A 26708-nucleotide genomic window follows, 5' to 3' on the forward strand; every position below is an offset into this window, starting at 1 on the left:
GCGGTCGAGCGCGCCGGGGTGGTGGAATGGCATACACGGATCACTCAAAATGATTTGTCCGAGAGGGCATGCGGGTTCGACTCCCGTCCCCGGCACCACGCGAGACTGTCGTACCCCTGTTCGAAGATGAGGGGGTGCATCCTCCTCACTTTCGCCACCGCGCACTCGAACTACGCGCCGCCGGAGTTCCATTCGGCGAGATCTGTCGCGAACTCGATCTTCCCCGGCGCACGGTCGGACATTGGCTGCACGGCGAACGAGCCAGGCGGCGGGCGGAAAGGGACGCGGCGCCGACCCGATGTCCGCGATGCGCCACGCCGGCCAGGCTCCCCGGCGATCCCGCGGCCTATGCGCACCTGCTCGGTCTCTACCTCGGCGACGGGCATCTGGTGACCACGGCACGCGTCTGCGTGCTGCGGGTTTACTGCACGGCAACATGGCCGGGGCTCATCGACGCCTGCGCCGACGCCATGCTCCGGGTCCTCGCGACCAAGGTGCAGCGGGTCAATCGCGAAGGCTGTGTCGCAGTGCAGAGTTACTCCCAGCACTGGCCGTGCCTGTTCCCTCAGCATGGCCCCGGCCGGAAACACGAAAGGCCGATCCGGCTCGCCGGGTGGCAGCAGCGGATAGCCGACGAAGAACCGGGGAACCTGCTCCGCGGCCTTTTCCATTCCGACGGCTGCCGCACGGAGAATCGCGTCGTCAGGAACGGGACGACCTACCGGTATCCCCGGTACATGTTCGCCAACGAATCGGCCGACATCATGTCGATCTGCCAGCGGACACTCGACCGGATCGATGTGCCGTGGCGGATGTGCCGGCCCAACCTGCTCTCGGTGGCGCGCCGGAACGGGGTGGCGGTGCTCGACCAGGTGGTGGGGGCCAAGTGCTGAACCGTGCTATCGGGTATTTCCGGCGAAAGGGCGGTTTGCCGGTCTGCTCGGTGTTGTCATGGCAGTACCAGCACTGCCAGGAGGCTTCATGTTGTGGTCCGGCTCGTCGCCCCTGACCGTCGTGCGTGACGGGATGTGGGGGTTCCTGTTGTTCGCCGGGGTGGCTTGGCTGGCTGTGGCGTGGAGTGTGCTGCGGCTCGAGCCCGCCGAGGTGGCCGATGTGGTGGGGCCGGTCGTGCTGTTCGGGGCGGTGACCGAGGTGGTGCGGGCGCTCGCCGGGACCCGGACGTGGTGGCTGAATGCGGGCATGGCCGTACTGTTCGCGGTCACGGGTGTGATCTTGATGACCGACAACAGCGAATCGTGGACCACGCCGGCGGGGTTGCTCGGGTGGTATCTGATGGTGCGGGGCGCGGTCGACGTCGCTGTCGCGATGATGACTCGCGAGACCGATCGGATCTGGGGGATGCTCACCGTCGTCGGGCTGGTGGAGCTCGGGCTGGGGTTCTTCGCCGCCGGCTCTTCCGCGCGTACGGCGGCGACGGTCGTCACCGTTCTCGCCGGGGCCGCCGCCATCAGGGGGGTCGCCGATCTTGTGGCGTCGTTGCGGTTGCGGGAGGCCTCGTCGCTGGCCCGGGCCGGGCGGCGGCTCGAGCTGTCGCCGGAGCGGGCGATCGGGGTGGCGGGCTACTCGGCCGGCATGACGGACTTCGAGGCGGCGCCGCCGCGGGCCGCCGGAGCCCGGCACCGGGCGATGCCGCGGGGGTCGGCGGCCGGGCTGACCGACCTGTCCGGTCCTCGCACCGCCGCGGTCGAAGGCTCGCCGGGTGCCGAGGCGACGGGCTATGGAGCGGCGGGTATCGGGACTGGCGCCGGGGGCTTCGGCACGGCGGGAGCGGACGCCGAGGGTGGCTGGGGCACTGGAACCGGAACCGGAGTCGCGGGTAGCGGCACGGCGGGGACCGGCGCTCGGGGCATTGGGGCAGGCGGCACGGCGGGGACCGGCGCGCGGGGCATCGGGGCAGGCGGCCCGGCGGGAAGCGGTGCGCGGGGCATGGGGGCTGCCGGCGCGGCGGGAAGTGGCGCGGGAGGATTCGCGGCGGGGCCGGGGGCGGCTGGCGGTGGGACCGGGGACTGGCGGGAGGCCGGGCACGGGGCGCAGGCCGGGAGTTTCCACGACGAGGTGTTGCGGACGACCGCCGAACTGGACGCGATGCTGGCGCTGGCCGGGGTGACCGGGGCGGCCGTTCCGGGGGCCGCCGCGCAGGCTGCCGCCGCCGAGGCGGAACAGGTCGAGGTGCCGGACACGGCCGAGGGGGTGGAGGTGCCGGGGGCGGACGAGGCGATGGCGTCACCCCAGGAGCCGGGCAGGGCGGCGCGGGCCGCGGCCACCGGCGCGGTGTCGGGAGCGGCCGGGGACGCGGTGGCGTTCGACGGTACGGAGCCGGGGGCGAGGACGGCAGGCAGGGACGACGGGCGGACTGTGGACTGATCTCCCCTTGCCCGCCGGAGCGGGGCCAGCGCGTAACGGCCAGTCGCCGGGCCGGGTCCCGCTCCGACGGGCCCACCGCGAGACGGACGTGCGCACAGCGAACGAGCGGGCGCACGACGGGGCGAGCGGGCGCGCGACGGGGCGAGCGGGCGCGCGACGGGGCGAGCGCGCGACGGGCGAACGTGTGGTTGACGGGCGGACCGCACAGGCGGCGGACGGGCGAGCGGCCGACGGTCGGACGTGCTCGGCGGGACGAGCGTTCGAGGCGCAACGGTGGGGCAAGCGGGTGTGCCGCAACGGGCGGGGCGAGCGTGCGCGCGGGCCAGGTCCGCGGCGGCCTGCCGGTCGAGCGGGGCGAGGCAAGACGGGGCGAGCGCGACAAAGCGGGGCGAGCGCGGCGGGTCCCGGCGCGGCAGGGGCCGGAGCGGCAGGGGCCGGGGCGGCGGGTGGTTACGGGCGGGTGCCGACGCGGCGGAGGAGGCCTTCCTGGACCGCGCTGGCGATGTGGGCTCCGGACTCCGTGAAGAGGCGGCCTGTTGCCAGGCCTCGGCTGCCGCTCGCGGACGGGCTGGTGCAGTCGTACAGGAACCATTCGTCGGCTCGGAAGCGGCGGTGGAACCAGAGGGCGTGGTCCAGGCTGGCGCCGATGACGCCGCCCGGGCCCCAGACTTCGCCGTGGACCGAGAGGACCGAGTCGAGGAGGGAGAGGTCCGAGGCGTACGTGAGGGCGCACGCGTGGATCAGGGGGTCGTCCGGGAGTTTGCCGTTGATGCGCATCCAGACGCGTTGCAGGGCGGCGGCGTCGCGGTCGCCCGGGGGGACCCAGCCGGGGGTGTTGACGTAGCGGACGTCGATGGCCTGCGGGGCCGTGTTGAAGGCGGCTCGGCGTTGGGGGTACCTGGCGAGCCAGTCGCGCATCGTCGGGGTCTCGTCCGGGCCCGGGATGCCCTCCGGGGCCGGCGAGTGGTGGTCGAGGCCCTCCTCCACCACCTGGAACGAGGCTGACATGAAGAAGATGGTCTTGCCGTGCTGCTGGGCCGTGGAGCGGCGCACGGAGAAGGAACGGCCGTCGCGGATGGTCTCGACCGTGAAGTCGATCGGGACCGTCGGGTCGCCCGGGCGCACGAAGTAGCCGTGCAGCGAGTGCACGAAGCGGTCCGGGGCGACCGTGCGGCCGGCCGCCACCAGGGCCTGGCCGGCGACCTGGCCGCCGAAGACGCGCTGGGCGCCGACCTGCGGGCTCTCGCCCCGGAAGCGGGCCGGATCCAGCTGCTTGAGGTCGAGGACCTCCAGCAGCTGGTCGACGGCGGCCTGGCCCTCGAGCGGGACCGCGGCGTCCGGGCCGGACGCCGCGCGGTCCCCGGACCGGCCGGCAGACCGACCCGGCACGCCCCCCGAGGACGCGGAGGCCGAGCCGCCCGAGCCCGAGCCGCCCGAGGCCGGACCAGTCGAGGCCGGGCCAGCCAAGTCCGAGCCGGTCGAGTCCGAGCCGGCCAGGTCCGAGCCGGCCAGGTCCGAGCCGGCCAGGTCCGAGCCGGCCGAGGCCGGGCCGGTGGAGGCCGGGGGCGTGGACGTCACACGGTGCTCGGGTCGACGAGCGAGCCGAGCTGGTGGACCCGCAGGGTGTTGGTGGAGCCGGGGGCGTTCGGCGGGCTGCCGGCCACGACCACGACGTAGTCGCCGGGCTTGGCGAGGCCGAGGCCGAGCATGCTCTGGTCGACCTGGCGGAACATGTCGTCGGTGTGCTCGACGAAGTCGGTCAGGAACGTTTCGACGCCCCAGGAGAGGGCGAGCTGGTCGCGTACCTCGGGGACCGGGGTGAAGGCCAGCAGCGGCAGCTCGCAGTGCAGGCGGGAGAGGCGGCGCACGGTGTCGCCGGTCTGCGAGAAGGCGACGAGGGCCTTGGCGCCGATGTTGCGGGCGATGCGGGACGCCGCCACGGTCAGGGCGCCGCTGTGGGTGCGGGGGTCGTGCTGCAGGACCGGGACGCCGAGGGCGCCGTTCTCGGTGGTGGTGACGATCTTCGCCATGGTGCTGACGGTGAGCACCGGATATTTGCCGACCGAGGTCTCGCCGGAGAGCATGACCGCGTCGGCGCCGTCGAGGACCGCGTTGGCGACGTCGGAGGCCTCGGCGCGGGTCGGGCGGGAATTCTCGATCATCGAGTCGAGCATCTGGGTGGCCACGATGACCGGCTTGGCGTTCTCGCGGCAGAGCTGCACGGCGCGCTTCTGCACGAGCGGCACCTCGTCGAGCGGGAGCTCCACGCCCAGGTCGCCGCGGGCCACCATGACGCCGTCGAAGGCGAGGACGATGGCCTCGAGGTGGGTGACCGCCTCGGGCTTCTCGACCTTGGCGATGACCGGGACGGTCTTGCCCTCCTCGGCCATGATCTGGTGCACGAGCTTGATGTCGTCGGGCGAGCGCACGAACGACAGGGCCACCAGGTCGACGCCGAGGCTCAGGGCGAAGCGCAGGTCGGCCTCGTCCTTGTCGCTCATCGCGGGCACGCTGACCGCGACGTTGGGCAGCGAGACGCCCTTGTTGTTGGAGACCGGGCCGCCCTCGGTGACCAGGCAGCGGATGTCGTTGCCCTGCACGGCGGAGACCTCGACGGCGACCTTGCCGTCGTCGATGAGGAGGCGGTCGCCGACCTTGACCTCTTCAGGAAGCTTCGTGTACGTGCACGAGACGCGGTCCGGGGTGCCCAGGATGTCGTCGCTGGTGATGGTGACGACGTCGCCGGTCTTCCACACGTGCGGGCCGTTGGCGAACTTGCCGAGCCGGATCTTCGGACCCTGGAGGTCGGCGAGCACGGCGACGGCGCGGCCGGTCTGCTTCGCGGCGGCGCGGACCATGTCGTAGACCTTCTGGTGGTCCTCGTGGCTGCCGTGGCTGAAGTTGAGCCGGGCCACGTCCATGCCGGCCTCGACCAGCCCGAGCATGCGCTCGGCGGACGCGGTGGCGGGACCCATGGTGCAGACGATCTTTGCTCGGCGTGTCACAGCCATCAGGCTAGTCTCTCTTTCGGATCGGCCCGTTGGCCGACCCCCGTCATGGGGATGAACGGCGAGTGGCGACGCTCCGGACATCCCGTCGGGCGCGCCTGGCTCACACTCGGTGGCGGGCTACAGCGACCGCAATCGGCTTCAGCTTATCGGTCCGGTCCCAGCGGCCGCGCACAGATGTCCCGCCCCAGCGGTACGCAGCAACGACGGCGACCACCGGTTCGGGCCGCGCGCACGCGATCACGAAGAGTGAGCGACGCGGCCGGGAACGGCGGAGGAACCGACGGGGCGGGAGCGACCGAGGCAGCGACGGGGCGGGAGCGACGGAGGGAGCGGCGGAGGGACCGCCGGGGGCGGAGCGGCCCGCCCCCGGCGCCGGGGCGGGCTGTCGCCTCAGCGGGTCGCGGCCAGCGGCTGCGACGTCGGGCGTACGGGCGCCGGCAGGTCACCCGGGGCGCCGAGGTACTGGTGGATGGCCGCGGCGGCGGCGCGGCCCTCGGCGATCGCCCAGACGATCAGTGAGGCGCCGCGGTGCATGTCGCCGGCCACGAAGACGCCGTCCGCGCCGGTCTGCCAGTCGTCCCCGGCGTCGACCGCGCCGCGGGGGTTGCGGGTCACGCCGAGCTGGTCGAGGAGCGGCTGCTGCTCCGTACCCTCGAAGCCGATCGCGAGCAGGACCAGGTCGGCGCGCAGGTCGCGCTCCGAGCCGGGGGTGACGGTGACCGTGCGCCGGCCGTCGACGCGTTCGACGACGACGTCGGCGACGCGGACGGCGGCGACGTTGCCGTTGCCGTCGTCGACGAACTCCTGGACCGCCACGCCGAAGACGCGTTCGCCGCCCTCCTCGTGGGCCGGGTAGTTGCGCAGGATGACCGGCCAGGTCGGCCACGGGTGCAGCTCGGCGGCGCGGGCCTCCGGCGGCAGCGGGTACTGGTCGAGCTGGATCACGTTGGCCGCGCCCTGGCGGTGGGCCACGCCGAGGCAGTCGGCGCCGGTGTCGCCGCCGCCGATGATCACGACGTGCTTGTCCCGGGCGTCGATCGGCGTGCTCTCCTGCAGCCCGGCGACCACCCGGTTGGCCGGGACGAGATGGTCCATGGCCAGGTGTACGCCGCGCAGCTGCCGCCCCGGCGTCCCGTGCGTGTCCCGGCCGGCGAGGGCGCCGCAGGTGAGCAGCACGGCGTCGAAGCGCTCGCGCAGGTCGTCCGCGGTGACGTCGACGCCCACGTTGACGCCGGTCTGGAAGATGACGCCCTCGGCCTCCATCTGCGCGAGGCGGGCGTCGATGCGCTCCTTCTCGAGCTTGAAGTCGGGGATGCCGTAGCGCAGGAGACCACCGATCCGGTCGTCGCGCTCGAACACCGTGACGGCGTGGCCGGCCCGGGCGAGCTGCTGCGCGGCGGCCAGCCCGGCGGGTCCGGAGCCGACCACGGCCACCGACCTGCCGGAGAGCGTGGCGGGCGGCTGCGGTTTCACGTACCCGAGGTCGAAGGCGTGGTTGGCGATCTCGACCTCGACCTGCTTGATGGTGACCGGGTCGTCGGCGATGCCGAGGACGCAGGCCGCCTCGCAGGGTGCGGGGCAGAGCCGGCCGGTGAACTCCGGGAAGTTGTTGGTGGCGTGCAGGCTCTCCGCCGCCGCGGCCCAGGCGTTGGTGCGGACCAGGTCGTTCCAGTCCGGGATGCGGTTGCCCAGCGGGCAGCCCTCGTGGCAGAAGGGGATGCCGCAGTCCATGCACCGGGTGGCCTGGTCGCGGATGAGCTCCTCGCCGGCGGGCGGATACACCTCTCGCCAGTCGCGGATGCGTACGGGCACCGGGCGGCGCTTCGGAAGCTGCCGCTCGTACCGCAGGAAACCGTTCGGATCAGGCACGGGTGACCCCCATAACCGCCTCGTCGACGTCGCGACCGGCAGCCTCGGCGGTCCTGATCAGTTCCATCACTCGCTTGTAGTCGCGCGGCACCACGGCGGTGAACTCCGCCACGGCGGCCGGCCAGTCCTTGAGCAGCCGCTCCGCCACCGCGGACCCGGTCTCGGCATGGTGCTTCTCGACGAGGGTGCGCAGCACGTCCTGCTCCTCGCCGGTGAGCGGGGCCAGGTCGACCAGCTCCGGGTTGACCAGGCGCTGGTCGAGGCCGAGCACGAACGCCTTACCGCCGCTCATGCCCGCCGCGAAGTTGCGCCCGGTCGCGCCGAGCACCACCACCACGCCGCCGGTCATGTACTCGCAGCCGTGGTCGCCCACGCCCTCGACGACCGCGGACGCACCCGAGTTGCGCACCGCGAAGCGCTCCCCCGCGCGTCCGCGCAGGAACAGTTCGCCGGCGGTGGCGCCGTACAGGATGGTGTTGCCCGCGATGATGTTCTCCTCGGCCACGAACGGCGCTTCCTCGGCCGGCCGCACGCTGACCCGCCCGCCGGAGAGCCCCTTGGCGACGTAGTCGTTGGTGTCGCCGATCAGCCGCAGGGTCACGCCGCGCGGCAGGAACGCGCCGAACGACTGGCCGCCGGTGCCCCGCAGGGTGAAGGCGATCGTGTCGTCGGGCAGGCCGTTGCCGCCGTAGCGCCGGGCGACCTCGCCGCCGAGCATCGCGCCCACGCTGCGGTGGTCGTTGCGGACGGCCAGCTCGGCGCGGACCTCGCGGCCCTCGGTGAGCGCCGGCCCGGCGAGCGCGATGAGCTCGTTGTCCAGCGCCCGGTCGAGGCCGTGGTCCTGGGCGACGACGCCGCGCAGGGACGCGCCCTCGGGCAGCTCCGGGACGTACAGGATCGGGGTGAGGTCGAGGCCGTTGGCCTTCCAGTGGTCCACCGCCGGGGCGACGTCGAGCACCTCGGCGTGCCCGATCGCCTCGTCGATGCTGCGGAAGCCCAGCTCGGCGAGGTAGCCCCGGACCTCCTCGGCGAGGAAGAGGAAGAAGTTCTCCACGAACTCCGGCTTGCCGGTGAACCGCTCGCGCAGCACCGGGTTCTGCGTGGCGATGCCGACCGGGCAGGTGTCCAGGTGGCAGACCCGCATCATGATGCAGCCGGAGACGATCAGCGGCGCGGTCGCGAAGCCGAACTCCTCGGCGCCGAGCAGCGCCGCGACGATCACGTCACGGCCGGTCTTCAGCTGGCCGTCGACCTGCACGGTGACCCGGTCGCGCAGCTTGTTGAGCAGCAGCGTCTGCTGGGCCTCAGCCAGGCCGAGCTCCCACGGGGAACCGGCGTGCTTCAGCGAGTTGAGCGGGCTGGCGCCCGTACCGCCGTCGTGGCCGGAGATCAGGATGACGTCGGCCTTGAGCTTGGCCACGCCGGCCGCGACGGTGCCGACCCCGATCTCGGAGACCAGTTTCACGTGTACGCGCGCAGCCGGGTTGACGTTCTTCAGGTCGTGGACCAGCTGCGCCAGGTCCTCGATGGAGTAGATGTCGTGGTGCGGCGGCGGCGAGATGAGCCCGACGCCGGGGGTGGCGTGCCGGGTCTTGGCGATCCACGGCCACACCTTGTTGCCCGGCAGCTGGCCGCCCTCGCCCGGCTTCGCGCCCTGGGCCATCTTGATCTGCAGGTCGTCGGCGTTGACGAGGTATTCCGTGGTGACGCCGAAGCGGCCGGAGGCGATCTGCTTGACGCTGGAGCGCCGGGCCGGGTCGTAGAGGCGCTCGACGTCCTCGCCGCCCTCGCCGGTGTTCGACTTGCCGCCGAGCCGGTTCATGGCGATCGCCAGGGTCTCGTGCGACTCCGCGGAGATGGAGCCGTACGACATCGCGCCGGTGGCGAAGCGCTTGACGATCTCCGCGGCCGGCTCGACCTCCTCCAGCGGCACCGGCTGCCGGTCGGCCCGGAAGCGGAACAGCCCGCGCAGCGATCCGGCGGCCGCGGCGAGCCCGTCGACCTTCTCCGTGTACTGCTTGAAGACGTCGTACTGCTTGCTGCGGGTGGCGTGCTGGAGCAGGAAGACGGTCTCCGGGTTGAACAGGTGGATCTCGCCCTCGCGGCGCCACTGGTACTCGCCGCCGACCTCGAGGCGGCGGTGGCTGCGCTCGGCCGGGTTGCTCGGGTACGCCTTCGCGTGCCGCGCCGCGACCTCGGCGTGGATCTCGGCGAGCCCGGAGCCGCCGATGCGCCCCGACGTGCCGGTGAAGTAGCGCTGGAGCAGCTCGTCCTCGAGGCCGACCGCCTCGAAGACCTGGGCGCCGCAGTACGACGACACGGTCGAGATGCCCATCTTGGACATGATCTTCAGGACGCCCTTGCCCAGCGCCTTGACGTAGTTGCGGACCGCCTTGCCCGCCTCCATGCCGGCGAGCGGGCCGGTGGCGATGAGGTCCTCGACGCTCTCAAAGGCCAGGTACGGGTTCACCGCGGCGGCGCCGTACCCGATCAGCACGGCCGCGTGGTGCACCTCCCGGCAGTCGCCGCTCTCCACCACGAGCGCGACCTGCGTGCGGGTCTGCTCCCGCACCAGGTGCTGGTGCACGGCGGCGGTGAGCAGCAGCGACGGGATCGGCGCCAGGTCGGCGTTGGAGTCGCGGTCGGACAGGACCAGGATGCGGACGCCGTCCTCGATCGCCTCGGAGACGTGCCGGCAGATCTGGGTGAGCCGCGCCTTGATGCCCTCGGCGCCGTCCCGCAGCGGGTACAGGCCGGAGACCCGGACCGCCTTGAACCCGGGCAGGTCGCCGTCCTCGTCGATGGAGAGCAGCTTGGCGAGCTCGTCGTTGTCCAGGATCGGCCACGGCAGCACGACCTGCCGGCAGCTCGCCGGGCCCGGGCTCAGCAGGTTGCCCTCGGGGCCGATGGTCGCCGACAGGCTGGTCACCAGCTCCTCCCGGATCGCGTCCAGCGGCGGGTTGGTGACCTGGGCGAACAGCTGGTGGAAGTAGTCGAACAGCAGGCGGGGCCGGGTGGACAGGGGCGAGATCGGGGTGTCCGTACCCATCGAACCGAGCGGCTCGGCGCCGGCCCGGGCCATCGGGGCCACCAGGATCTTCAGCTCCTCCTCGGAGTAGCCGAAGATCTGCTGGCGGCGCATCACCGAGTCGTGCGTGTAGATGATGTGCTCGCGCGGCGGCAGGTCCTGCAGGTCGATGAGCCCGGCGTGCAGCCACTCGTCGTACGGCTCGGCGGCGGCCAGCTCGGCCTTGATCTCGTCGTCGTGCACGATGCGCCCGGCGGCGGTGTCCACGAGGAACATCCGGCCCGGCTGGAGCCGCCCCTTGGCCACGACGGTGGCCGGGTCGAGGTCGAGCACGCCGGCCTCGGAGCCGAGCACCACCAGGCCGTCGGCGGTGTGCCACCAGCGGCCCGGGCGCAGGCCGTTGCGGTCCAGGACGGCGCCGATGATCGTGCCGTCGGTGAACGCCACGCTGGCCGGGCCGTCCCACGGCTCCATCACGCTGGCGTGGAAGCGGTAGAAGGCGCGCCGGGCCGGGTCCATGCCCGGGTCGTTCTCCCACGCCTCGGGAATCATCATCAGTACGGCGTGCGGCAGGCTGCGACCGGCCAGGTGCAGCAGCTCCAGGACGGCGTCGAAGTTCGCCGAGTCGGAGGCCTCCGGCGTGCACACGGGGAACAGCCGCTTGATGGACCCCGGCAGGTTCGGCGAGGCCAGCAGGGCCTCGCGGGCGGCCATCCAGTTCTTGTTGCCGCGGATCGTGTTGATCTCGCCGTTGTGCGCGATGAACCTGTACGGGTGCGCGAGCGGCCACGACGGGAACGTGTTCGTGGAGAAGCGCGAGTGCACGAGCGCGATGGCGCTGTCCATGCGCTGGTCGGTCAGGTCCGGGAAGAACTGCGGCAGCTGGTCGGGCGTCAGCATGCCCTTGTACGTGATGGTGCGCGCGGACAGCGACGGGAAATACGCCCCGATGCCGCGCTGCTGGGTCTCCCGCTCCGCCTGCTTGCGGATGCAGAACGCGACGATGTCGAGCTCGATGCCGGACAGCTGCTCGCCGGCCCTGCCGGTCTGCGTGCCGGTGAGCCGGTGCGCCGCGAGGAACACCTGCTTGATGGTGGGGCGCGCGGCCTCGGCGCTCTCGCCCAGCCCGGACGGGTCCACCGGCACGTCCCGCCAGCCGAGGATGTCGCCGCCCTCGACCAGGGCGTACTTCTCGAAGACGGCGATCGCGCGGGCCGCTTCCGACTCGTCGGTGGGCAGGAAGACCAGGCCCGTCGCGTACGCGCCCGGCTCGGGAAGCTCGAACTCCACCACGTCGCGCAGGAACGCGTCCGGGACCTGGAGCATGATGCCGGCGCCGTCACCGGTGTTGTACTCGGCGCCCCGGGCACCCCGGTGGTCGAGGCGGATGAGCGCGGAGAGACCCTTCGCGACCACGTCGTGGGAGCGCCGGCCGTGCAGATCGGCGACGAAGGCGACACCGCACGCGTCGCGCTCGTTCTCCGGGTCGTACAAACCCTGGGGGTGCGGAAGAGCCACCGGGCCTCCGATCGTCACTGGTGTTTCCGTTCAAGGTCGGGACGACGTCGGCCCTGCAAAGTCTCTCGATACTACGTTAGACGTCACCGATCTCCGCCAGGTGCGGATGGATCACACTTTGCGATGCTGGGTTCGGTAGTCTTCCGCGGTGGCGCTAGAGGATACCGACGTCTTCACCCGGCTGGAGCGTTTCTACGATTCCGTGCCCCGCGATGCCACGGTGACGGAGGACATCGGGGGCTTCGTGCTCTTCGTCCGGGAGGGCCCGGGATGGCCCTACTATGCCCGGCCCCGGATCGGGGGCGGGACGCCGTCCGCGGCCGATGTTACCGCCGTACGCGCACGGCAACGACAGCTCGGCGTGCCCGAGGCCTTCGAATGGGTGCACGAGACGACGCCGGACCTGCTGGCGGTGGCCCGCTCGGCCGGCCTCGACGTGCTGCTCGCCCCGCTGATGGTCCTCGACCGGGCCGCGCTCGTCCCGGACCTGCCGATCCCCGCCGCCACGATCCGGTTCCTCGACCCGGCCACGCCGGGCTTCGCCGCGGACATGGCCGCCGGACGCGCGGTCGCCCAGCTCGGCTTCGGCGCGCCGGCGTCGGCCACCGGTGCCGCCCCGGCGACCGACCGGGCCGGCGCGCTGGTGATGGAGCCGGCCGGTCCCGCCCAGCGCGACGCGGTCCCGCCGCCGGGCGACGAGGTCGTCGCCGACCTGGCCCGCCGGCACACGTCCGGCCGCTTCATCACCGCGGTGGTCGACTCCCCCGCCGAGGGCATCCTCGCGTCCGGCTCGGTGCAGCGCGCCGGCGGCGTCGCCGAGGTGGCGGGCGTGGCGACGCTGCCCACGGCCCGGCGCCGCGGGTACGCCTCCCAGCTCACCGCCAGCCTCGCCCGGCGCGCCCTCGAACAGGGCGACGACCTGGTGTTCCTCTCCGCCGCCGACGACGACGTGGCCCGGCTGTACTCGCGGGTGGGCTTCCGGCGCGTCGGCACGGCGTGCATCGGCTCCCCGGCCATCGCGCCGCTCTAGGGGCCCGGCCGTACCTCTTTTATCGGGCCCTTATGCCCGGCTGATCATTGTGTGTTCCCGTGAACGTCACGAAGGGAACGCCGATGAGCGTCGATGCCATGCCGGAGCTGTCGGTGGTGGTTCCGGTCTTCAACGAGGAGGACGTGCTACCGCTGTTCGCGGAGCGGATCCGGCCCGTGCTCGACGGGCTCGGCCTGTCGTACGAGGTGCTGGCGGTCGACGACGGCAGCCGGGACGCCACCCCGGCCGTGCTGGAGACGATGCGCCGCGCCTGGTCACAGCTGCGGGTGGTCCGGTTGCGGCGCAACGCCGGGCATCAGTACGCGCTCACCGCGGGCCTGCACCGCGCCCGCGGCCGGTACGTGGTCAGCATCGACGTCGACCTCCAGGACCCGCCCGAGGTCATCGCCGCGATGCTGCGCCTGGCCGACGACGAGCGGCTCGACGTCGTCCACGGGGTGCGCACCGACCGCAGCACCGACAGCCCGTTCAAGCGCTGGACGGCCGGCTGGTACTACCGGCTGATGCGGCGCCTGGCCGGTGCCGAGGTGCCGGCCGACGCGGGCGACTTCCGCCTGCTCAGCCGCACCGCCGTGGACGCTCTCACCGAGTTGCCGGAGCACGCGCCGGTCTACCGCCTGCTGGTGCCCTGGCTCGGTCTGCCCAGCGGCGAGGTCCGGTACACCCGTCAGCCGCGGGCCGCCGGGCACTCCAAGTACCCGTTGGCCAAGATGCTGCGTCTCACGTTCGACAGCATCACCGGGTTCTCGGCCGCGCCGCTGCGGGTGGCGACCTGGCTGGGCTGCGCCGGAATCGTGCTGTGCCTGGCGACGGGGGCGGCGGCGCTGGCCGCCTACCTGTGGGGAAGCGTCGTACCCGGGTGGACCTCGATGCTCGTGGCGATGGTGTTCCTCGGCGCGTTGCAGCTGCTGTGCCTGGGCCTGCTCGGGGAGTACGTGGCCCGCACGTTCACCGCGGTCCAGGGACGGCCGGCCTATGTCGTGGCCTACGACTCCGCGATCGCCGACGCCCGCCGCCGGGCCGGGGTGCCGTCGTGACCGTCGCGCCCGACCGCGTCGCCGAGCTGCACGTCCCGCCGCCGGCGGAGCCCGGCCGTCCGTGGCGGCCGGCGTTGCTGGCGGCCCTCGCCGTGTGGTCGACCTCGTTCGTGGTGCACCTCATGGTCGGCGCGCTGGCCTGGCTGACCTATCAGGGCCGCGGCCCGGCGCCCGATCCGTGGTCGATCGCCGTCCGCTGGAACGGCTGGGACGCGGTGCACTACGTGAGCATCGCCGAGCAGGGCTACCACCTCGGCCCGGGCTACCCGGCCTTCTTCCCGCTGTTCCCGATGCTCATCCACGTCGTGAACCCGATCCTGCCCGGCGACGGCGTGGTCGCCGCTCTGGTGCTGGCCAACGCGGCCGCGTTCGGTGCGCTGGCCCTGCTGTACCGGCTCGCCGAGCTCGAGCTGGGTGCCGAGGTCGCCCGGCGCGCCGCCTGGTACCTGGCCGTCTTCCCGACCGGCTTCTTCCTGTTCATCGGCTACAACGAATCGCTCTTCCTGCTGCTGATCGTGGGGTCCCTGTACGCCGCACGCCGGGGAAACTGGTGGCTGGCGGGGATGCTGGGCGCGTTGTCGTCGGCCACCCGGCTGTTCGGTGTCCTGCTGATCGTCCCGCTGGCGGTCGAGTACCTGCGCCAGGTCGGGTGGCGGCCCCGCCGGATCCGGCCGGACGTGCTGGCGCTCGCGCTGGTGCCGCTCGGGCTCGTCGGCTACAGCATCTACTGCCTGGTGGACCTGGGCAGCCCGCTGCAGTTCAGCATCGCCCAGGACGAGTGGGGGCGGCGATACACCTTCCCGGGCGTGGCGTGGGTGACCTCGGTACGGCAGATCGCCGGGCACGGGCTGCTCGACAAGCACGCGCTCGGGGGAATGCTGGACGCCGGAACCGTACTGGTCGCGGTGGTGCTGCTGATCCTGTGCGTACGAGGCCCGTTCCGGCTCCGCCGGGATCAGATGTACCTGGTCGTCCAGGGCGCCATCGGCCTGATCATGCTGATGTCGACCGAGGTCGGCGGGCGCTCCATGCAGTCGTCCGCGCGGTACGCGATGGAGGCCGTGGCGATCTTCCTGGTGCTGGGCCGGATCGGCGCCCATCCGGTGGTCGACCGGGCGGTCCTGGTGATCGGCGCGTCCCTGCACGCCGTGCTCCTGGTGGTCTTCATGGCCGGCTCCTTCCTGGTCGGCTGACCAGCGCCCGCCCGGCCGACAAGGCGGGCGCGGGCCTAGTCCGGGGGTTGCCAGTCGGCGGCCAGGCCGTGGGCGTGGCCCAGGATGCGCGGGCGCAGCGACCCCAGGGCCGCGTCCCGGGCCCGCAGCGCCAGCCGGCCGCGGGCCTGCACCACCGCCGACATCCGCCGGCTCTGCCGCACCACCGTGGCCGTCCGCGGGCGTCGCGCCCGGTCGTACTCCTCGACCGCCTGGTGCAGGGCCGGGCCGGGCTCCGCCGTCGCCACCAGCGACCGCAGCGTGGCCGCGTCCTCGAACGCCAGGCAGGCGCCCTGGCCCAGGTGGTGGGGCATGGCGTGGGCGGCGTCGCCGAGCAGCACCACGCCGCCCGTGCCACAGCGGAAGCCGTACGCCCTCGGCAGCGGCCGCAGCTCCCGCACCTCCTGCGGGACGAGATCCTCCGGCCGGGTGGCGGCGAGCAGGTCGCCGACCGGCGCGTGCCAGCTCGCGAACCACCGGCGCAGCAGGGCCAGCTGGGTGGCGGCCGGCTCCGGGCGGGGCGCACCCGCCGCCGTCGCGACCCAGTAGATGCCGCCCCGGCCCGCCGCGCGCTCGCCCAGCGGCATCGACACGAAGCGGTAGCCCGCGCCCAGCGTCTCGCCGCCGGCCGCGCAGTCCGGCGGCAGGGAGGGCGCGCGGTAGCCGGGAATGACGGCCTGCCACGCGGCGAAGCCCGAACCGACCGCCGCCGCCTCCGGGGCGAGCGCGCGGCGTACCGGGCTGTCGATGCCGTCGGCCGCCACGATCAGGTCGGCCTCGAAGAGCGTGCGGCCGTCACCGACCGCGGGACGGGTCGCGCGCCGGGCCCGCACCGTGCTGATCTCGACGCCGGTACGGATGTCCACACCGTCGCCGAGCCCCGCCACCAGGGCGTCGTACAGGTCCTCGAGGTGCACGACCGCCGGGGCCGGGCCCGCGCCGGGACGGGTGTGCGGCGCGACCAGCCACTGGCCGTCGGGACGGCGGACGCCGCCGTCGGGCAGCGGCGCGGCGATGCCGGGCCAGCCGCCGTCCGGGTCGAGCGAGTCCAGCGCCCGGCGGCCGTTGGGCCACAGCACCAGCGCGGTCGGCGGCGCGGCCACCCGCTCGCCGCGTTCCAGGAGGGTCACCTGCCAGCCTTCGCGGGCGAGGGCGCCGGCCGCGGCCAGCCCCGCCATGCCCGCGCCCACCACCACGGCGGTGCGCACGCCGCGCCCCGGCCCTCTAGCGCTCGTCGGCGGAGGTGGAGGCGGCCGATCCGGTGTCGTCACCGGCCGCCGTGGTCGACTCGGCATGCTCGGCGGTCACGGCGGATCCTCCGGGGGCGTCCGCCGCGTCCGCCGGTGGCAGCACACCGGTGCGTTCGTACCCTCGGAAGCGTTCCTCGCTGACCACCTGATACGCCCTCGGGGCCTTGGCCACCGCCTCGCCCGCGCCGACGTCGACCTGGCTCACGTCGCCGGCCGGCTCGGGCAGGGGCTCGCTCTCCGGCGCGTCGATCGGCACCACGTACTCGCGGGGGCCCTTGACCACCAGGAAGTACGCCAGCGCGAGCAGGAACACCACGATCGAGGTGAAGACGTTGAGGCGGATGCCGAAGAACTTGCTGGCGTCGTCGATCCGCAGCATCTCGATCCACAGGCGGCCCAGCGTGTACGCCATCACGTAGAGCGCGAAGGCCCGCCCGCGGCCGAACTTGAACCGCCGGTCCAGCGCCCACACCAGGCCGGCGATGCCGAAGTTCCAGATCGCCTCGTACAGGAAGGTCGGGTGGTAGAGGTCCGGGAGGGTGACCGGCTTCCCGTCGATGACCGTCGCGTGCCCGGGGTTGGAGCGGTCCATGTCGTGCACGCGCAGGCCCCAGGGCAGCGTCGTGACGCTGCCGTAGAGCTCGTTGTTGAACCAGTTGCCGAACCGGCCGATCCCCTGCGCCAGCGGCAGCGCCGGGGCCAGCGCGTCGGCGAACACCGACAGCGGCAGGCCCAGCTGGCGGGCGGCGAACCAGGCGCCGAGCGCGCCGCCGGCCACCGCGCCCCAGATGCCGAGGCCGCCCTCCCAGATCTGGAAGACCCGGATGGGCTCGCCGCCGTCGCCGAAGTACTCGCCCGGCGAGGTGATCACGTGGTAGATCCGGGCACCGATGATGCCGAACGGCACCGCCCACACGGCCATGTCGAGGGAGGCCCACGGCGCGACGCCGCGGCGGCGCAGCCGATGTTCCATGACGAGGACGGCGACGACGATGCCCAGGACGATGCAGAGCGCGTACGCCCGGACGGGAAGGCCGAGGACGTGCCACACCGACGTCGTGGGGCTGGGGATAGCGGCGAGCTTCACGGGCGCACCCTACCGCCGATTCCTGCGCGTCGTGTCAGGAGGGTTTGACCGACCGTACGCCCTCGGCCAGCTCCGCGCTCAGCGCCCGCAGCCGCTGGTGCCCGGAGGCGAGGTCGGGGGCGTCGAGAACGCACCGGATCAGCGCGCTGCCGACGATCACCCCGTCGGCGAACGCGGCCACCTCGGCGGCCTGCGCGCCGGTGCCGACCCCCAGGCCCACGCCCACCGGCATCTCCGGATCGGCGGCGCGGACCCGGGCGACGAGCTCCGGGGCCTGCGAGGACACCGACGTTCGGGCGCCGGTGACGCCCATCAGCGCGGTCGCGTAGACGAAGCCGCGGCAGTTCGCCACGGTCATCGCGATCCGCTCCGCGGTCGACGACGGCGAGACCAGGAACGTACGGTCGATCGCGTGCCGGTCGGAGGCGGCGATCCACTCCTGCGCCTCGTCCGGGATGAGATCGGGCGTGATCATGCCGGTGGCGCCGGCCGCCGCCAGGTCCCGGGCGAACGCGTCGACCCCGTACCGCTCGATCGGATTCCAGTACGTCATCAGCACCACCGTGGCGCCGGTGCCCGCGACCGCCTCGATGATGCGCAGCGTGTCGCGGGTGCGTACGCCGTTGGCCAGGGCGATGTCGCTGGCCTTCTGGATCACCGGCCCGTCCATCACCGGGTCGCTGTACGGCAGCTCGACCTCGATGACGTCGCAGCCGGCCTCGGCCATGGCGACCATGCTCCGGATGCTGTCGTCGACGGTCGGGAACCCGGCGGGCATGCACCCGACCAGCACCGACCGCCCCTCGGCCTTCGCCTTGCCGAAGGTATCCCGAATCGTCACTCCTGCTCCCCGGGGACGAGAACCTCGCGCTCGTCGAGGATGCCGAAGTAGGCGCCGGCGGTGTGCACGTCCTTGTCGCCGCGGCCGGACAGATTGATCACGATCGTCGGGGTGCGGCCCAGCTCCTCCGCCAGCCGCGGCGCGATCCGCGCGGCGCCGGCGAGGGCGTGCGCGCTCTCGATCGCCGGGATGATCCCCTCGGTGCGGCACAGCAGCTGGAACGCGGCCATCGCCTCGGCGTCGTTCACCGGCTCGTACGTGGCCCGGCCGGTGTCGTGCAGCCAGGCGTGCTCCGGCCCGACGCCGGGATAGTCCAGCCCGGCCGAGATCGAGTGCGACTCGACCGTCTGGCCGTCCTCGTCCTGCAGCACGTACGTGCGGGCGCCGTGCAGCACCCCCGCCGAGCCGCCGGTGATCGACGCGGCGTGCCGGCCGGTCTCCACGCCGTCGCCGCCGGCCTCGAAGCCGTACAGCCGGACCCGCTCGTCGCCGACGAAGGCGTGGAAGATGCCGATGGCGTTGGACCCGCCGCCCACGCAGGCCGCGACGGCGTCGGGCAGCCGGCCCAGCTGCGTGAGGCACTGCTCGCGGGCCTCGGTGCCGATGCCGCCCACGAAGTCCCGCACGATCTCCGGGAACGGGTGCGGGCCGGCGGCCGTACCGAGCAGGTAGTGGGTCGTGTCGACGCTCGACACCCAGTCGCGCAGCGCCTCGTTGAGGGCGTCCTTGAGCGTGCGGGAGCCGTTGGTCACCGGGACGACCGTGGCGCCCAGCATCCGCATCCGGGCCACGTTCAGGGCCTGCCGCTCGGTGTCGGTCTCGCCCATGTAGACCACGCACTCGAGGTCGAGCAGCGCCGCGGCGGTCGCGCTCGCCACCCCGTGCTGACCGGCGCCGGTCTCCGCGATCACCCGCGGCTTGCCCATCCGCTTGGCGAGCAGCGCCTGGCCCAGCACGTTGCGCACCTTGTGGGCGCCGGTGTGGTTCAGGTCCTCGCGCTTGAGCAGCACCTCGGCGCCGATCGCCGCGGAGAGCCGCTCGGCCCGGTAGAGCAGCGACGGCGTGCCGGCGTAGTCGCGCAGCAGGCCGGTGAAGCGCTCCTGGAAGACCGGATCGTCCTTGGCCGAACGGTACGCGGCGTCCAGCTCGTCGAGCGCCCGCACGAGCGCTTCCGGGACGAACCTCCCGCCGTACCGGCCGAAGTGACCGGCGAGGTCGGGCAGGACCGGCGCGCTCACCGCACCGGCCGCGGCGTCGCGGGGTGGTTGCCGGCGTTGACCAGCTCGGCGACGGCGTCCCGCGGGCTCTTCTTGGTGACCAGCCCCTCGCCCACCAGCACCGCGTCGGCGCCGGCCGAGGCGTACCGGATCAGGTCGTGCGGTCCCCGCACTCCCGACTCCGCGATCTTGACGACGTTGTTCGGCAGGCCGGGCGCGATCCGCTCGAAGACGGACCGGTCCACCTCCAGCGTACGCAGATCACGGGCGTTGACGCCGATGACCTGGGCGCCGGCGTCCAGTGCCCGGTCGGCCTCTTCCTCGTTGTGCACCTCGACGAGCGCGGTCATGCCCAGCGACTCGATCCGCTCCAGCAGGCCGACCAGGACGTTCTGCTCGAGCGCCGCCACGATCAGCAGCACGAGGTCGGCACCGTGGGCGCGGGCCTCGTGCACCTGATAACTGGAGACGACGAAGTCCTTGCGCAGCACCGGCACGCCCACGGCGGCCCGCACCGCGGCCAGGTCGTCGAGCGAACCGCCGAACCAGCGGCCCTCGGTCAGCACGCTGATGCAGCGGGCGCCGCCGGCCGCGTACTCGCCCGCGAGCTCCGCGGGGTCGGGGATGTCGGCCAGGGCGCCCTTCGACGGCGACGACCGCTTGACCTCCGCGATCACCGCCACGCCGGGCTTGCGCAGGGCCGCGTACGCGTCGATCGCCGGCGGTGCCGCCGCCGCGAGCTCACGGATCTGATCCAGCGAGACCTCTTCCTGACGCACCGCGACGTCCTCGCGGACGCCCGCCAGGATCTCCTCGAGCACGTTCTGCGATCCCGCACCACGCTGATCGGATGTCACCTAATGACTCCCCTCTCCGGGTGTCCTCGGCCCGATGCTAAGTGGCCGCCGACGTGCCGGGCCGCCCGGGGTATGGCGAGCCTCACGAGGTGGGCTGCGGCATAATGCGCTCCCGGGCGGAGCCTGTCTCTTCTGTCACATCCTCCTCCTGCGCAGCTCGCGGCTAGCTGGGACCCCCTGGATGATCGGATGACCCCCCTTCGTGTTGACGGTCGCGTCACCCGGCGGAAATACGACTCGGGCAGCATGGGAGTCGGGCAAACTGGTCCGCGGCGTCCCGCGCACGCGTCCCTCACCCGCTCGCCGGGCGGGAGGCGGTCATGGGGCGGCATCCGGGCCACGCGCGAGCACCGTGGAGGGGACCATGGCCAGTGACGAGAACGGCTTCGCCGCCGTCTCCCGCACCGTCGTGTCGTATGCCGCCGAGCTGATCGCCGGCGTGGAGCGCACGGTGGTCGGCGAGCGGAACGTGCGCACCGCCCAGGGCAACGCCTGGGCCGCGATGAGCGCGGACCGGGCCCGGGCGCAGGCCCGCGCGGACGTGGACGCGATGGTGGCCGCGCTGGCCGCCCAGCCCCGCCGGCGCAACGCGGGCGAGCGGGTGCCGGGCGACCTGGTGTCCAGCCGCTGACCCTCCGGCCTCCCCGGCCCTGTTCCGGCCGCCGGGCGGGCGATCCGGGCGTTTTGCCCGGCCGGGCCGGCTAGCCTGCCGTCGGGTCGTCGCCGCGGTCCAGGGCGTCCCAGGCCGCCCTGTTGTCCACCGGGCGGCCGTCGTCGACCGGCCGGTCCGCCGCCGTCGCCTCCCGCGGGCGACGCTCGTAGCGGGCGCTCATGCCCGGCCATTCGTGGCCGTGCCGCAGCGCCAGCCAGCCGCCGGCCACGATCAGCAGGCCGCCCGCCGCGCACACCACCGGCCACAGCGTCCCGCCGGCCCCCGCCGAGCCCACGTGCAGCCCGGCCCGCCCGGCGATCGCGGCGGCCGTCACGCCCGCACCGGCCACGGCCAGCAGGGCGCCCAGGACGCGGCGTAGCACCCCGCGGGTCGCGAACAGCGCGCCGCCGCCGGCCAGGGCCACCAGCGCCAGGCCGATCACCCAGGGCGCCACGTCGGCTCCCGTGCGTACCGTTCGCAGGTCCGGCAGGCCCGGACGGCTGGTGACCTCGACCGCCCAGGTCCTGGTCACCCCGAAGAGCGCCAGGCCGGCGCCCGCGACACCGCAGAGGACGGTCACGCCGAGCCGGCGGCCGGCGCCGCTCACCGGGCCGCGCGCAGGGTCTCGGCGGCGGCGATGGCGGCGAGGACCGCGGCGGCCTTGTTGCGGGTCTCCTGCTCCTCCGAGGCCGGGTCGGAGTCGGCGACGATGCCGGCTCCCGCGCCGACGTACGCCGTACCGTCGCGGAGCAGGGCCGTCCGGATCGCGATGGCCATGTCCATGTCGCCCGCGAAGCCGAAGTAGCCGACCGTGCCGCCGTACAGTCCGCGGCGGGTCGGCTCCAGACTCTCGATGATCTCCATGGCCCGGACCTTCGGCGCACCCGACAGGGTGCCGGCCGGGAACGTCGCGGCGAGCGCGTCGAAGGCGGTCCGGTCCTCGCGGAGCTCGCCCACGACCGTCGACACGATGTGCATGACGTGGCTGTAGCGCTCGATCCGCGCGAAATCCGGCACCTCGACCGTGCCCGCGCGGCACACCCGGCCCAGGTCGTTGCGGCCCAGGTCGACCAGCATCACGTGCTCGGAGCGTTCCTTCGGGTCGGCGAGCAGCTCGGCGGCCAGCGCGTTGTCCTGCTCCGGGGTGCCGCCGCGCCACCGGGTGCCGGCGATCGGATGCAGCAGGGCCCGGCGCACGCCCCCCTCGGCGGCGCTGACCTTGAGGTGCGCCTCCGGCGAGGACCCGACGATGTCAAAATCATCGAACCGCAGCAGATACATGTACGGGCTGGGGTTCGTCGCCCGCAGCACCCGGTAGACGTCCAGCGGGTCGGCGTCGGTGGCCCGCTCGAAGCGCTGCGCCACCACGATCTGGAAACACTCCCCGGCCCGGATCGCCTCCTTCGCCGTCTCGACCGCCTTCTGATAGTCGCCCGGCGCCGTACGGCTGACCACCTCACCCGGCGGCACCCGCTCCACCGTGGAGATCAGCGGCGGGGTCGGCCGGGACAGCGCGGTGGTCATCGCGTCGAGCCGCCCCACAGCCTGGTGGTACGCCGCCCGCGCGGTGGGACCGTCGGCGCCCTCGGGCAGCACCGCGTTGGCGACCAGGATCGCCGAGCCGTCGAAGTGGTCGAGCACCACCAGGTCGGTGGCGAGCATCATCCCCAGCTCGGGCAGCGGCACATCGTCCGCGGCGGTGGCGGGCAGCCGCTCGAACCGGCGGATCAGGTCATAACTCAGATAGCCGACCATGCCCCCGGTCAGCGGCGGCAGCCCGTCGGCCGGATCCGCGTCCCCGGGAGCCGCGAGAGCCGCGACGGTCTCACGAAGGGCAACAACCGGATCACCACAGACGGGTACGCCCACCGGCGGGCTCCCCAGCCACGCGGCCTCCCCGTCCCGCTCGATGAGGGTCGCCGCGCTGCGCACCCCGACGAACGAGTAGCGGGACCACGCGGCGGAACCGGCGCCCTGCTCGGCGGACTCCAGCAGGAAGGTCCCCGGGCCGCCGGCCAGCTTGCGGTACACCCCGACCGGCGTCTCACCGTCGGCCAGGAGCCGCCGGGTCACCGGGACAACCCGCCGCCGGGCCGCCTGCGCGACGAACTCGTCCTCGCCGGGCACCACCGCGCCGCTGGTCATGCGCCCTCCCCCGCGCCGCCGTTCGCCGCGCCGCTCTTTACCGCGCCGTTGGTCGCCGCGCCGTTGGTCGCCGTGCCTTTGGCCGCCGCGCCTTTGGCCGCCGGCGGGCCGGTCTCCGCCGGCTTGCTGGTCGGCAGGTCGTCGCTGAAGCAGGTGTGCGTGCCCGTGTGGCAGGCCGCGCCGACCTGGTCCACAGTGACCAGCAGGGCGTCGCCGTCACAGTCCAGGGCGACCGCGCGGACGTACTGGTGGTGGCCCGAGGTCGCGCCCTTCACCCAGTATTCGCGGCGGCTGCGCGACCAGTAGGTGGCACGCCCGGTCGTCAGGGTGCGGTGCAACGCCTCGTCGTCCATCCACGCCAGCATCAGCACGTCGCCGGTGTCGTGCTCCCGCACGATCGCGGCGACCAGCCCGTCCGCGCTGCGGCGCAGGCGGGCGGCGATGGCGGGGTCGAGGGCGGACGGCCGGGCGGGCTGGTTCTCGAGTTCGGTGGCGGGCACAGTGCCAGATTCTCTCGCATGCCGCGCGGCGTCCACGGGCCGTACCTGCCCATAGCCCACGATCCGGTCACGGACTCGCACAGGGGGTGTGACGGGACAGCACGGAAGAGTACCGTCGTCGTGCGCCGCGCCTGCCCCGGGTGTCGCGCCCGCGGCCGCCCGGCCCGTCCGGACGGGTCGCGCCGCCACCGCGACGGGAGTCTCGAAGATGGAGCCCACGGCCAACCCCGAGGACGGCCGGCAGTCGCGCGGCCTGGGCAGATTCTGGCCCGCGCACGGGATGCCGGGCCAGGACCGGGCCGGCACGAACGCCACCCCGGACCACGCCGCCCGCTCCACCCCGGAGGACACCGCACCGCCTGGCGGGTCGGTCACCGACACCCCGGATGCGGGAAGAGATCAGCCGGATGACTGGGGCCTGGGTGCGGGCGGTCCAGGTGACGGGCCGGCCGCCTGGGGACCGGGCGCGGGTGAGCCACCGGGTGCGGGACAAGCGCGGAACCCCTACTCTGCTCCGCGGCCGCACCCCTCGCTGACGAACGACACGAAACTGGTCGCGCTCGGCTCGCGGCGGCCGGCGGACGTCCTGCCGGGCGGGCCGGCCAACGGACGCTGGACCAACCAGGGAGGCTTTCCACCCGTGGAGATGAACGGGCACCGCAACGGAGAGACCGGCCCACGCCACGGCGGCACGCCGGTGGCCAACGGGCAGTCGCCGGTGGCCAACGGCACGCTGCCGGCGTCACGCTCACCGTTCTCACCCCCACCGGAGCCACCACCGTCGCCGTTCGCCGCCGCGCAGCCGCCGCCGGTCCCGGTGCAGCCCACCGACCCGCTGACCGGCACCGACGACCCGACGCCGAGCGGCCAGTTCCCGGGCGCCCGCCCGGTGAGCGGCCAGCCCGCCGCCTCGGGCTCGGCGCAGGTGCCGCTGCCCCCGTCGACCCGCCCGGGCGGCCCACCCCCCGGCCCCAGCGGCCTACGGCCCGGCCCGAACGGCCAGGCCGGCTTCGGCACCCAGCACGGTCAGCCCGGCACCCAGCACGGTCAGCCCGGTCAGCCCGCCGGCCAGCCCGGTCAGCCTGGTCAGCCCGGCGCCCAGCCTGGTCAGGCCGGCGGTCAGGCCGGTCAGCTCAGCGGGCAGCCTGGTCAGGCCGGCGGGCAGCCGGTGCGGGGCCAGGCCGGTCAGGGCACGCACCCGGCGTCGGGCCTGCCGGGTCACTCGGGCGCGCAGTCCTCGGCGGGTCAGGCCGGTCCGACCGGAGCGCAGTCCTCGGCGGGCCAGGCCGGTCCGACCGGGGCGCAGCCCGTGGTGGGTCAGGCCGGCGCGCGAGCAAGGCAGGCGGGAGCGCAGTCCGGACAGAGCGGCGCGCAGCCGGTGTCCGGGCAGCCTGCCGACGCGCAGGGTGGTCCGGAGGCCCCGTCCGACCCCTGGGCTCCGCCGGTCCACCGGGGCGCCTCGGGTAGTGCGTCGGTGCCGGTCAGCGCCGGTGGTCAGGCTGTTCCGCTCGAACCGTTCCCCGGGCAGAACCCGTTCGGTCCCCGCCCTTCCGGCGATCGGCAGCCTCCCGCGGAGACCACGCCGCCGGGGAACCGGTCCGCGGGGCAGGCCGCGCAGGAGCTCGACCTGTTCGCGCCCGGGCCGGCCCAGAACGCCGGCCAGGTCCGTGATGACCGTGTCCACGGCGAGCCGGTTCCCGGCCAGACGCCCCCGGGCCGCATCGTGCCCGGGCAGATGCCGTCCGGGCAGGCCGCCCCGGGGCAGGCAACGCCCGGCCAGAACGTGTCCGGGCAGGCCGGCGTGGGGCAGGCAGCGCCCGGCCAGACAGGGCAGGCAGCGCCCGGCCAGACAGGGCAGGCAGCGCCCGGCCAGACGGGGCAGGCAGGGCCGGGGACGACGGGGCAGGCAGTGTCGGGGCAGAGCATGTCGGGGCAGACCGCGGCCGGGCAGGGCGCTTCCGGGCAGGGGGCGGAGCAGGGTCGCGGATGGGGCCGCCCGGATGTTCCCGCGGCGAGCGGCGGTGCGGCGGCGTTCCGGGTTGATCCGTTGCCGCCGAACCCGTTGCAGCCGGCGCCGGTGCAGACCGGTGCGGCGGCGGCGCCGTCGCCGCTTCCTCCCAACCCGCTGCATCCCACGCCGGTGCAGACCGGGCCGCTGCCGCCCAATCCCTTGCAGCCCACGCCGGTGCAGATGCCGCCGGGTGGGCGGCGGGGGCGGGACGACGAGGCTGCCGAGAGTTACCCGGCCGGACGGCGTTCGGCCGCGGAGGTCGACGAGGTCGTGACGGGCCGGCGCGGCCGGGGGGCAACCGTGCCGGACGAGGCGTTCCCGGACCGGGACGAGGAGCTTGCCGGACGGATCGCCGGGCTGGCCGGGCTCGACGCGCCGGGCGGCGCGCGGGCCGCCGACCTCCAGGAACTGCAGGGCGTGCGGGACGGCCGGCAGGGCGAGCAGGGCAGCCCGCGCGCCACCGACCTGGACGAGGCCGAGAGAGGGCGGCGAGCCGCCGAGGAAGCGCCCAACGGGCGGCGGGCCGCCGAGGAGGCGCCGGGCGGGCGGCGAGCCGCCGAGGAGGCGCCGGGCGGGCGGCGGGTGGTGCGGGATGCTGACGGTGGTGAGCACGGGCAGCCGTTGCGGCCCGGTGACCTCGATCAGAGTCCGATCTCGTTCTGGGACGAGGCGGCCAGCGAGCAGTTCCGGGCCGAGTGGCATGAGGTCAAGGCGCAGTTCGTCGATGATCCGGTGGCCGCGCTCACCCGGGCGCACGACCTGCTCACCGAGGCCGTGCACGAGTTGACCGAGTCGATGCTGGCCGAGCGCGACCAGCTCGATCCGTTGCGGGACACCTCGAGCCCGGACACCGAGAGCATGCGGATGGCGATGCGGGGCTACCGGGAGTTCCTGGACCGCATCCTCGGTCTCTGACACGAGAACGAGGACACAAGAACGAGGGCACCAGAACGAGCACCGGCGAAGGCCGCGGTTCCGATGTCGGGACCGCGGCCTTCGTCATGTCCGCGTGCCACCTTCGCGACAGTCGATTGCCCC

At 73.7% G+C, this 26708-nt stretch carries 19 protein-coding genes, 1 tRNA gene and 1 pseudogene; 8 read left to right on the forward strand and 13 right to left on the reverse strand.

Features of this window, described 5'->3' with window-relative positions:
- Nucleotides 1-12 precede the first annotated feature (12 nt).
- The 3 genes from CLV70_RS12865 (at nucleotide 13) to CLV70_RS12875 (ending at nucleotide 2385) form a co-directional block, all read left to right on the forward strand.
- Nucleotides 13-98: transfer RNA gene (locus CLV70_RS12865), tRNA-Leu, on the forward strand.
- Between the two features lie 36 nt (nucleotides 99-134).
- The gene (locus CLV70_RS12870) at nucleotides 135-893 is read left to right on the forward strand and encodes a helix-turn-helix domain-containing protein (protein WP_170148607.1); all 759 of its coding nucleotides are present in this window, start codon (nucleotides 135-137) and stop codon (nucleotides 891-893) included.
- Nucleotides 894-981: 88 nt separating this feature from the next.
- On the forward strand, nucleotides 982-2385 hold the full coding sequence (locus tag CLV70_RS12875; RefSeq protein WP_106126685.1) for an HdeD family acid-resistance protein: 1404 nt from the start codon (nucleotides 982-984) through the stop codon (nucleotides 2383-2385).
- Nucleotides 2386-2835: 450 nt separating this feature from the next.
- Here the strand turns inward: CLV70_RS12875 and CLV70_RS12885 are convergent, their stop codons facing one another.
- The 4 genes from CLV70_RS12885 to gltB form a co-directional block, all read right to left on the reverse strand.
- Nucleotides 2836-3681 (reverse strand): acyl-CoA thioesterase, encoded by an 846-nt coding sequence (locus tag CLV70_RS12885; RefSeq protein ID WP_245908215.1) that lies wholly within the window; start codon nucleotides 3679-3681, stop codon nucleotides 2836-2838.
- Nucleotides 3682-3959: 278 nt separating this feature from the next.
- Nucleotides 3960-5396, reverse strand: a complete 1437-nt coding sequence (gene pyk, locus CLV70_RS12890) for a pyruvate kinase (RefSeq protein ID WP_106126686.1) — start codon at nucleotides 5394-5396, stop codon at nucleotides 3960-3962.
- Nucleotides 5397-5786: 390 nt separating this feature from the next.
- Nucleotides 5787-7265: a glutamate synthase subunit beta gene (locus CLV70_RS12895; protein WP_106126687.1), complete on the reverse strand. Its 1479-nt coding sequence runs from the start codon at nucleotides 7263-7265 to the stop codon at nucleotides 5787-5789.
- Nucleotides 7258-11811: a glutamate synthase family protein gene (gene gltB, locus CLV70_RS12900; RefSeq protein ID WP_483880083.1), complete on the reverse strand. Its 4554-nt coding sequence runs from the start codon at nucleotides 11809-11811 to the stop codon at nucleotides 7258-7260. The genes CLV70_RS12895 and gltB overlap by 8 nt, the downstream gene beginning before the upstream one ends.
- Nucleotides 11812-11959: 148 nt before the next feature.
- Between gltB and CLV70_RS12905 the strand changes: the two genes are divergently transcribed.
- From CLV70_RS12905 to CLV70_RS12915, 3 genes are all read left to right on the forward strand, one after another.
- Nucleotides 11960-12841 carry a GNAT family N-acetyltransferase gene (locus tag CLV70_RS12905; RefSeq protein WP_170148608.1) on the forward strand — a complete coding sequence of 294 codons (882 nt, stop codon included), beginning with the start codon at nucleotides 11960-11962 and terminating at the stop codon, nucleotides 12839-12841.
- Nucleotides 12842-12924: 83 nt separating this feature from the next.
- On the forward strand, nucleotides 12925-13899 hold the full coding sequence (locus CLV70_RS12910; protein WP_106126689.1) for a glycosyltransferase family 2 protein: 975 nt from the start codon (nucleotides 12925-12927) through the stop codon (nucleotides 13897-13899).
- Nucleotides 13896-15092, forward strand: coding sequence for a mannosyltransferase family protein (locus tag CLV70_RS12915; protein WP_106126690.1), 1197 nt, complete (start codon nucleotides 13896-13898; stop codon nucleotides 15090-15092). The genes CLV70_RS12910 and CLV70_RS12915 overlap by 4 nt, the downstream gene beginning before the upstream one ends.
- 35 nt (nucleotides 15093-15127) lie before the next feature.
- Here the strand turns inward: CLV70_RS12915 and CLV70_RS12920 are convergent, their stop codons facing one another.
- From CLV70_RS12920 to trpC, 5 genes are read right to left on the reverse strand one after another with little or no spacing between them, the layout of a single operon-like run.
- Nucleotides 15128-16318, reverse strand: a complete 1191-nt coding sequence (locus CLV70_RS12920) for an FAD-dependent oxidoreductase (RefSeq protein WP_106126691.1) — start codon at nucleotides 16316-16318, stop codon at nucleotides 15128-15130.
- Between the two features lie 16 nt (nucleotides 16319-16334).
- Nucleotides 16335-17447 carry a prolipoprotein diacylglyceryl transferase gene (gene lgt / locus CLV70_RS12925; RefSeq protein WP_106126692.1) on the reverse strand — a complete coding sequence of 371 codons (1113 nt, stop codon included), beginning with the start codon at nucleotides 17445-17447 and terminating at the stop codon, nucleotides 16335-16337.
- 34 nt (nucleotides 17448-17481) lie between these two features.
- Entirely contained in the window at nucleotides 17482-18288 is an 807-nt protein-coding gene (gene trpA / locus CLV70_RS12930; protein WP_106126693.1) for a tryptophan synthase subunit alpha, read from the reverse strand.
- Complete coding sequence (trpB, locus tag CLV70_RS12935) at nucleotides 18285-19526, reverse strand: tryptophan synthase subunit beta (RefSeq protein WP_106126694.1); 1242 nt, start codon at nucleotides 19524-19526, stop codon at nucleotides 18285-18287. Before trpB ends, trpA begins: the two co-directional genes overlap by 4 nt.
- The gene (trpC, locus tag CLV70_RS12940) at nucleotides 19523-20326 is read right to left on the reverse strand and encodes an indole-3-glycerol phosphate synthase TrpC (protein WP_106126695.1); all 804 of its coding nucleotides are present in this window, start codon (nucleotides 20324-20326) and stop codon (nucleotides 19523-19525) included. Before trpC ends, trpB begins: the two co-directional genes overlap by 4 nt.
- A 400-nt stretch (nucleotides 20327-20726) precedes the next feature.
- Between trpC and CLV70_RS12945 the strand changes: the two genes are divergently transcribed.
- On the forward strand, nucleotides 20727-20993 hold the full coding sequence (locus CLV70_RS12945; RefSeq protein WP_106126696.1) for a hypothetical protein: 267 nt from the start codon (nucleotides 20727-20729) through the stop codon (nucleotides 20991-20993).
- A gap of 70 nt (nucleotides 20994-21063) precedes the next feature.
- Here the strand turns inward: CLV70_RS12945 and CLV70_RS12950 are convergent, their stop codons facing one another.
- The 4 genes and pseudogenes from CLV70_RS12950 to CLV70_RS12965 all read right to left on the reverse strand — a co-directional run bounded on the left by CLV70_RS12950 (nucleotide 21064) and on the right by CLV70_RS12965 (nucleotide 24881).
- Nucleotides 21064-21621 (reverse strand): Trp biosynthesis-associated membrane protein, encoded by a 558-nt coding sequence (locus tag CLV70_RS12950; RefSeq protein WP_106126697.1) that lies wholly within the window; start codon nucleotides 21619-21621, stop codon nucleotides 21064-21066.
- Complete coding sequence (locus tag CLV70_RS12955) at nucleotides 21618-23159, reverse strand: anthranilate synthase component I (protein WP_106126698.1); 1542 nt, start codon at nucleotides 23157-23159, stop codon at nucleotides 21618-21620. The genes CLV70_RS12950 and CLV70_RS12955 overlap by 4 nt, the downstream gene beginning before the upstream one ends.
- Nucleotides 23160-23284: 125 nt before the next feature.
- A pseudogene (gene hisI, locus CLV70_RS12960) lies at nucleotides 23285-23659 on the reverse strand (phosphoribosyl-AMP cyclohydrolase); the annotation flags it as partial.
- Nucleotides 23660-24638: 979 nt separating this feature from the next.
- A complete protein-coding gene (locus tag CLV70_RS12965) occupies nucleotides 24639-24881 on the reverse strand; it encodes a hypothetical protein (RefSeq protein WP_106126700.1) in 243 nt (80 codons plus the stop codon).
- 702 nt (nucleotides 24882-25583) lie between these two features.
- Between CLV70_RS12965 and CLV70_RS12970 the strand changes: the two genes are divergently transcribed.
- Nucleotides 25584-26585 carry a hypothetical protein gene (locus CLV70_RS12970; protein WP_146164050.1) on the forward strand — a complete coding sequence of 334 codons (1002 nt, stop codon included), beginning with the start codon at nucleotides 25584-25586 and terminating at the stop codon, nucleotides 26583-26585.
- Nucleotides 26586-26708 lie beyond the last annotated feature (123 nt).

The sequence above is a fragment of the Pseudosporangium ferrugineum genome (assembly GCF_003002065.1).
Lineage (GTDB): Bacteria > Actinomycetota > Actinomycetes > Mycobacteriales > Micromonosporaceae > Actinoplanes > Actinoplanes ferrugineus_A.